At 70.2% G+C, this 7,964-nt stretch carries 6 protein-coding genes; 4 read left to right on the top strand and 2 right to left on the bottom strand.

What is annotated here, in order from left to right:
* The coding region (locus HT134_RS44235) for a roadblock/LC7 domain-containing protein (RefSeq protein WP_175606497.1) at positions 1 to 256 on the bottom strand (256 nt) is incomplete at its 3' end.
* The gene (locus HT134_RS44230; RefSeq protein ID WP_175606496.1) at positions 253 to 3,225 is read right to left on the bottom strand and encodes a nitrate- and nitrite sensing domain-containing protein; all 2,973 of its coding nucleotides are present in this window, start codon (positions 3,223 to 3,225) and stop codon (positions 253 to 255) included. The genes HT134_RS44235 and HT134_RS44230, both read right to left, overlap by 4 nt.
* A 462-nt stretch (positions 3,226 to 3,687) precedes the next feature.
* On the opposite strand from HT134_RS44230, the gene HT134_RS44225 reads away from it, so the two are divergent.
* From HT134_RS44225 to HT134_RS44210, 4 genes are all read left to right on the top strand, one after another.
* Complete coding sequence (locus HT134_RS44225; RefSeq protein WP_175606495.1) at positions 3,688 to 4,482, top strand: ABC transporter permease; 795 nt, start codon at positions 3,688 to 3,690, stop codon at positions 4,480 to 4,482.
* Positions 4,482 to 5,273, top strand: a complete 792-nt coding sequence (locus HT134_RS44220; RefSeq protein WP_175606494.1) for an ABC transporter permease — start codon at positions 4,482 to 4,484, stop codon at positions 5,271 to 5,273. Before HT134_RS44225 ends, HT134_RS44220 begins: the two co-directional genes overlap by 1 nt.
* A gap of 218 nt (positions 5,274 to 5,491) precedes the next feature.
* Complete coding sequence (locus tag HT134_RS44215) at positions 5,492 to 6,487, top strand: ABC transporter substrate-binding protein (RefSeq protein WP_175606493.1); 996 nt, start codon at positions 5,492 to 5,494, stop codon at positions 6,485 to 6,487.
* A 100-nt stretch (positions 6,488 to 6,587) separates the two neighbouring features.
* Positions 6,588 to 7,823, top strand: a complete 1,236-nt coding sequence (locus HT134_RS44210) for a flavin-dependent oxidoreductase (protein ID WP_217709113.1) — start codon at positions 6,588 to 6,590, stop codon at positions 7,821 to 7,823.
* Positions 7,824 to 7,964 lie beyond the last annotated feature (141 nt).

Here is a 7,964-nt window from a genome sequence, read left to right as displayed (position 1 = left end):
GCCCCCGCTGCATCTCCACGATGGTCTGGTTGACCACGCCGCCCTCGAACACCCGCGCCGCGCCCTGCGTCAGGCTCACCAGCCCCGACGCGATGGCCGCGAGCTGGTCGGCCCGGTCCGGCGGGAACCCCGCCGAGGCTGCCAGTGGCAGACCGTCGGACGAGACGACCACCGCGTGCGCGACCCCGGGAACGGTGTTGACGAAGTCGGTGATCAGCCAGTCGACACCGCGCGCTCCATGGCTGAAGTCGTTCATGCGCCCTCCTCCCTGTTGTCAACGGGCCTGGGGCCAGATGAGTAGGTCTTGCCTTCGCTGATGTCGTCGCGGGCCGCCCGGAAGCCCTGCTGGAAGCTGGACAGCCGGCTGCGCACCCGGTCCGGCGAGACCGCCGGCATGGGGGCGACGTTCTTGGGCGCCGCGGCGGAGTCGGCCGAGCCGGGGACGAGGTTGGCCTTGGGCACCCGCTTGGGCAGGCCCGACGCCGTCGCGCCGTCACGCACCGGCTCGACGACGGCCTCCGCCGCGCTCCATCCGGCGTCGGCCTTCGACGGACCCCAGCTCGCGCCGGAGTCGCCGTGGTCGAACCAGGCCGACTCGACCGAGGCGAAGATCGGCAGGAACTCGTCGCCCGCGGAGGCGGGCTTGACGGCCGGCATGGGGCCGGTGGCGGCCGCCTCGGTCTCGGGGAAGTCGTAGCGGGGGCGCTGGGCCGTGTCGCCCTCGCCGGCGAAGCCGCTCCAGGAGCTCTCGCCGGTGTTCCAGCTCGACGGCTGCTCGGCGCCGGAGCGCTTGGGCAGGCCGCCGCCGGTTCCCTCGCCCCAGGAGCCGCCGCCGGTGTTGCGGGCCGGGACCCACACGTCGGAGGTGTCGTAGCCGGTGCCGGCGGAGGCGCTGGTGGCGCGCGGCTCGGACGGCCAGCCGCCGCCCGTGGAGGGGCTCGCGGTGCGCGGTTCGGACGGCCAGCCGCCGGCTTCGGAGGGCCACTGCGGCATCGAGGGCCAGCTGCCGGCGGTCTCGCCGGGGCTGGACGGGTAGGCGCCCGACGGGAAGGACGGGTGGCCGGGCCCGGGCTGGTAGCCGCCGGCGGGCCAGGACACGGGCGGGGCGGCGGGGGCCGGCGAGGCGAACGCCTCCTCGCGGGGGGCGGCGCCGCCTCCCGGGTAGGCCGGGGGCTGGGCGCCGAGCAGCGACTCGGGGACCAGGACCATGGCGGTCAGGCCGCCGCCGCCGTGGGGGCGGAGCTGGACGCGGATGCCGTGGCGGTGGGCCAGCCGGGCGACCACGAACAGGCCCATGCGGCGGGAGACGGAGACGTCCACGGTGGGCGCGTCGCTCAGGCGCTCGTTGGCCAGGACGAGTTCGTCCTGGGTCATGCCGATGCCGGAGTCGGTGACGGAGAGCATGACGCCGCCGCCGTCGATGCGGCTGCCGGAGACGGTGACGCGGGTCTCGCGCGGGGAGAACGACAGGGCGTTCTCGACCAGCTCGGCGATGAGGTGGATGACGTCGTTGACGGCCTGGCCGGCGACGGAGACGCCGTCGGGGACCTGGAGGACGACGCGTTCGTAGTTCTCGACCTCGGAGAGGGAGGCGCGGGCGACGTCGACGAGCTTGACCGGCTGGCTCCAGCGGCGCGGCGGGTCCTGACCCGCCAGCACCAGCAGGTTCTCGCTGTTGCGCCGCATACGGGTCGCCAGATGGTCCAGCTTGAACAGGTTCGCCAACCGGCTCTCGTCCTGCTCACCCTGCTCCAGACCGTCGATCAACGTGATCTGCCGCTCCACCAGCGTCTGGCTGCGCCGCGACAGGTTCACGAACATCGCGTTGACGTTGGACCGCAGGCGGGACTCCTCGCCGGCCAGCCGCACCGCCTCGCGGTGGACCTCGTCGAAGGCCCGGGCCACTTCACCGATCTCGTCCTCGGAGTCGACGCCGATCGGTTCGACGTGGACCTCGCCGACGGCCTCGGACTCGCGCAGCCGCTGGACGGTCTGGGGCAGCCGCTGACCGGCGATCTGCAGGGCCTCGCCGCGCAGCCGGCGCAGCGGCCGGACCAGCGAGCGGGCCATGATCGTGGTCACGATGATGACGATGAGCAGCAGGAGGGCGCTGCCGATGCCGGTGATGAGCGCGGTGCGCTGCTCGGCCTCCTCCAGGGTGCGGCTGCGCAGGATGATCGATCCGGCCAGGTCGGCCTCGACCTTGCGCATGCGCTCGATGGTGGCGCTGCTCGTCTCGAACCAGTTCTTGCCGTTGCGCGCGCCGAGCGCGGTGTCGATGAGCGGCCGGCCCTCCGCCTCCAGGACGAGGGCGCGGGAGCGGATGGCCTCGGCGCGGTCGACGGCCTGGCCGCTGACGTTGTCCTCGTAGAACTGGCGCTGGGCGATGGTGGCGTTGGAGCGGAAGCTGATCAGCTCACTGTCGCGCTGGGCGCGGGCCGCGAGGACCTCGCTCAGCGTGGTCTTGTCCATCCGTCGGGCGGCGAGGGCGGAGGCGATGAAGGCGCGCTCCTTGGACGCCTGCACCTTGGCGCGGCCGAGGGCGGAGAACGCGGCGACGCCGTTGGCGAGCTCCTCGTCCACGGCGCCGCGGTCGATGCCGTCGCTGAGGGACAGCACGTCGCGGATGGTGTTCTCGTACAGGCGGATGACCGTGATGGTGCCGAGCTGGGAGTCGACGGCGGCCTTGCGGGCGTTGGGCAGCGAGTTGAGGCGGTTGCGGATCTGCACGGCCTCGGCCCGCTCGCTGCTGTCGCTGTTGGCCAGCTCCTCGATGGCGGGGCGCACGGTCTGCACGGCCCCGTTCACGGTGGTCTGCTGCGCCTCCATCTCGGCCGCGGCGCTGGCCCGGCGTCCCTGGGCGACGTAGTTGGCGGTCAGGTCGCGTTCGAGCTCCAGCCCGTGGGCGAGGTCGGCGAGCTCTCCGGAGAGCACCGCGAGCTCGTTGATGTGCTTGTACTGGGCCGCGCTGGCGATCGACGCGCTGACCCGTGTGCCGCCGAGGATGAGCGCCGCGAGGGTCGGGATGACGATCAGGGCGAGCAGCTTGGAGCGGACGCGCCAGTTACGCAGCGCAGTCCTTTTCGGTCTCCGCTTGGCGGCGACGGCTTTCGCCGGGGCGGCGGGGCTGCTCCCGTCCGCCTCCTGGGGCACCGAGGGGGTGCGCGAGGGTGTCGCGCTCTCCGGGGCTGGGGCCCGGTTCGCGCGGGTAGATGCAGGGCTCACCGACGTGGCAACCTCTCCTCGGACGTCTGATGTGCGCGGATCACATCATGACTGTTTGGCTTGCGACGCCAACACATCCATGGGGCGAGTGCTTATTTGAGCACACCCGCATTAATTCGGCCAATGCCGCAGGCGTCACAAGAGACACAGTAATCGTCAAATCGCCATAAATCAGGCCATTTGAAGCTTCAATTGGCTCGGAAAAGGCCCCATCTGACCTCAGGTAGCCACAATCTACACAAAACGGGCAAAACACCCTAAAGTACCATAAATACTGATATTGCGGGAATATCTCCTGGTGCGCCGACTCCCGGGTTACGGTGATCGGCTCGGTTACCCTGACTCCCGTCTGCCCCCCTATTCCCATCGGGCCGGTGTCCATGCGGCCCGATGCAGCCATGGAGACCCAATGACGTTTTCCCCGAATGGCACCTGTGCCCCGAACGGCGCCGGGGCCTTGCCATGCGTCTGATTCCGCGCGCGCTCAACAGCGCGCTGGTGTGCGGCGTCATCGGCGTCGTCGTCTTCCTGTGCCTCGCCGAGGCGGCCGGCCGGCTGGGGATCATCCCCACCGCCGCGTTCCCCCTCACCTCCACGGTGCTGGTCACCGCCGTCAAGCTGACGGCCGACCCGGACTTCCTGCCCGACGTGGCCGACACCTTCATCGGCTGGGCGCTCGGGCTGGTGGCGACCGTGGTGGTCGCGGTGCCGCTCGGGCTGCTGCTCGGCAGCGTGCCGCCGATCGAGCGGGCGCTGCGGCCGGTGACCGAGTTCCTGCGGCCCATCCCGTCGGTGGCGCTCATCCCGCTGGCCGCCTTCGTCTTCGCCGACCGCCTGGAGATGAAGGTCGCGATGATCGTGTACGCGTCGACGTGGCCGATCCTCATCAACACGATCTACGGCCTGCGCGACGTCGACCCGGTGGCCAAGGAGACGCTGCGCTCCTTCGGCTTCGGCCCGCTGGCCGTGCTGCTGCGGGTCTCGCTGCCGAGCGCGGCCCCGTTCATCGCGACGGGCATCCGGGTGGCGGCGTCGGTGGCGCTCATCCTGGCGGTCAGCACCGAGCTGCTCGGCGGCGGCTCGGACGGCATCGGCAGCTTCATCGCCGTGGCGGAGAGCAGCCCGGAGGGGCTCACCCTGATCGTGGCGGCCACCGTGTGGGCGGGACTGCTCGGTCTGCTGACCAACGGGGCCTTCGTGTGGGCCGAGCGCCGGATCTTCCGCTGGCACACGACCAAGACAGGAGCGGCACAGTGATGAGGAAGTTCTCCGCCGCCGTGCTGCGGCTCTGGGTGGTCCCGGTGGTGCTGGCCGTGTGGGAGCTGTCCACGCGCGCGATGGAGCAGCCGTTCTTCCCGCCGCCGAGCAAGATCCTGGCGACGATGGGCGAGCTCTGGTTCAGCGGCTCCCCCGCCACGCTGTTCCTGACCGACGAGGCCCTCGGCAACTTCCCGCACAGCGTCGGCCGGCTGCTCGCCGGATGGGTGCTGTCCGGGGTCCTGGGGATGACGTTCGGGGTGGCGATCGGCCGCTCGCCCCTGCTGTACCGGTTCGTGGACCCGATCATCCAGTTCGGCCGGGCCCTGCCGCCGCCGGCTCTGCTGCCGATGTTCCTGGCCATCTTCAACACGGGCACGAAGATGCAGGTGGTGACGATCACGTTCGGCGTCATCTGGCCGGTGATCTTCAACGCGGCCGACGGGGCCCGGCACGTGGACCCGCTGCACCTGGAGACGGCGCGCGTGTTCAGGTTCTCGCGGGCGCAGCGCCTGTTCCGGGTGATCCTGCCGTCGGCGCTGCCGAAGATCTTCGCCGGGCTCCGGCTGAGCCTCTCCCTCGCGCTGATCCTCATGGTGATCGCGGAGTTCTTCAGCACCGAGGGCATCGGCTACCAGCTCCGCCTGGCGCAGCGGGGGTTCCAGCTGCCCACCATGTGGGGCACGGTGATCATTGTCGGCGTGCTCGGCTACCTGCTCAACCAGCTGTTCCTGCTGGCCGAGCGCCGGGCGCTGGTCTGGCACAGCTCCGCGCGCCGGAATCCGGCGTAACCCTTACGGCTCCCCGTCGTTTCTCACAGAAAGCATCTCGATCAGCTTTCTTCTCATACTTCTACAAAACGGAAGAAGAGGAGAAAAGATGACATGTCACGAGATATAGGGACATCCCCGGGCCTGGTGCTATGGGGGCAATACCCCCTTGCGCTAGGCTCTTCCCCTCAAGATCACCCCCAAGCGCGATAGTGACGCGTCTTCCCCCTGGAGCGATCATGTCCGGTCTCCGGCGCCGCCTGCGTGTTTCCGCCGTTTTACTCACCGCCACCGCACTGTTCGCCGCCGGATGCGGCGGGGGCGGCTCCGACAAGAGCTCCGCGAACGCGGGCGGCCTGGAGAAGACCGAGCTCAACATCGGCATGTTGCCGCTGCCCGAGACGGCCCCCATCCAGATCGCCATCGACAAGGGCTTCTTCAAGGCCGAGGGCCTGACCGTCACCAAGCCGACGATCATCGCGGGCGGCGCCGCCGGCATGGCCGACCTGCTCAGCGGCAAGCTCGACGTGATGCACAGCAACTACGTCTCCGCGATCACCACCGCCGCCACCGGCGTCGGGAAGATCAAGGTCGTCGGCGAGGCGTGGACCGCCAAGCCCGGCAACTTCGCGCTGATGGTGAAGAAGGGCTCGCCCATCAAGTCGGTGGCCGACTTCAAGGGCAAGACCGTCGCCGTCAACACCTTCAAGAACGTCGCCGAGCTGGCCATGCTGTCGCTGCTCAAGACGAACGGCCTCACCCCCGAGGACGTGACGTTCAAGGAGATGCCGTTCCCGCAGATGCAGGGCGGCCTGGCCACCAACCAGATGGACGTCGCCTTCATGCCGGAGCCGTTCTACCAGACGGCCGCCAGCAAGGACGGCGCCGTGCTGGTCGCCGAGCCGTTCGCCGGGCCCACCGCCGACTTCCCGATCGCCGGCTACCTGGTGACCGAGGACTTCGCCAAGAAGAACCCGAAGACGGTCGCCGCCTTCCAGCGCGCGCTGGTCAAGGCCACCGAGGTGGCCATCTCCAACTCGGCCGAGGTCGAGGCGGCGCTGCCGAAGTACACCAAGATCGACCGGGCCACGGCCGAGCTGATGGTGCTCGGCGGGTTCTCGACCACGGTCAACGCCACGCGCCTGCAGCGGGTGGCCGACCTGATGACGGACTTCAAGTACCTTCCCTCGAAGTTCGACGCGAGCTCGATGATCTACAGCGGTAGCGCCTCCTGACGAGGCACCGTACGAACGGAAAAAGGGGGGGCGCCGCACAGCGCTCCCCCTTTTCCTGTGAGTCAAGGCGTATCACCATGGGAGGAACACCATGCGGATCATGATCATTGGCGCCGGCATCGGCGGCCTGACCACGGCGCTGAGCCTGCACGCCGCCGGGCTCGACTGCGTCGTCGTCGAGTCGGCCGCCGTCCTGCGCCCGCTGGGCGTGGGCATCAACCTCCAGTCGCACGCCACGCGCGAGCTGACGGAGCTCGGCCTCGCCGACCAGCTCGCCGACAAGGGCGTGGAGACCACGTTCATCACGTTCACCGACCGGTTCGGCGGCGAGATCCTGTCGATCCCGCGCGGCCGCTCGGCCGGCTACCTGTGGCCGCAGTACTCCATCCACCGGGGCGAGCTGCAGATGATCCTGCGCGCCGCCGTCGAGGAGCGGATCGGCCCGGTACGGCTGGCCACCCGCTTCGAGAGGTTCGAGCAGGACGGCGACGGGGTCGAGGTCACCCTGCGCGACGCCGCCACCGGCGAGACCACGCGCGAGCGGGTGGACGTGCTGGTCGGCGCCGACGGCGTGCACTCGTCGGTCCGGGCCCAGCTGCACCCGGAGGGCGACCCGCTGCGCTGGACCGGCATCCGCATGTGGCGCGGCATCGCGGACGGCGACCGCGTCAGGGACGGCGCGACCGTCTTCGTCGCCGGGACGAACCTGAGCGTGAAGTTCGTCGCCTACCACATCTCCCCCGCCGACCCCCGGATGGTCAACTGGGTGGCCGAGGTCAAGGTCGGCGACGGCGGCGAGGTCGGCGAGGCCGACTGGTCGCGCACGGGCCGCCTGGAGGACGTGGCGCGGTACTTCGCGGACTGGAAGCACTCGCACGTCGACGTGATGGCGCTGCTCAAGGCGACCCCGCGGATCCTGGAGTACCCGATGGTGGACCGGGACCCGCTGGAGTCGTGGGGGCAGGGCCGGGTGACGCTGCTGGGCGACGCCGCGCACCCGATGTACCCGATCGGCTCGAACGGCGGGTCGCAGGCGGTGCTCGACGCCCGGGTGCTGGCCCGGTGCCTGGCCACGATCGACGACCCGGCCGAGGCGCTGGCGGCGTACGAGGCCGAGCGGCGCCCGCCGACGTCGGCGCTGGTGCTCGCCCACCGGGCGCTGCCGGTGGAGGAGACGATCAGCCTGGTGATGGAGCGCGCGCCGCACGGGTTCGCCGACATCGCCGACGTGCTGACGCCGGAGGAGCTGGCGGCCATGACGGCCGCGCAGCGCGGGATCACCGACATGGACGTGAAGGCGCTCAACGAGCGCGAGTCCTGGAGCGTGGTGCGCTGACGTGCGACGGCCGTGTCAGCCGCTCCAGCCTGGCACGGCCATCCGCACCGTCAACGCATGCTCCACCAGATTGATCAACGCACTCTTGACCGAATCCTTCGACCGCGCATCCAACCGCACCAACGGAATATGCGCCGCCAA

It is taken from the genome of Nonomuraea rhodomycinica, from assembly GCF_013363995.1.
Taxonomy (GTDB): Bacteria; Actinomycetota; Actinomycetes; order Streptosporangiales; family Streptosporangiaceae; genus Nonomuraea; species Nonomuraea rhodomycinica.
This window is presented reverse-complemented; position numbering and strand designations above follow the sequence as displayed.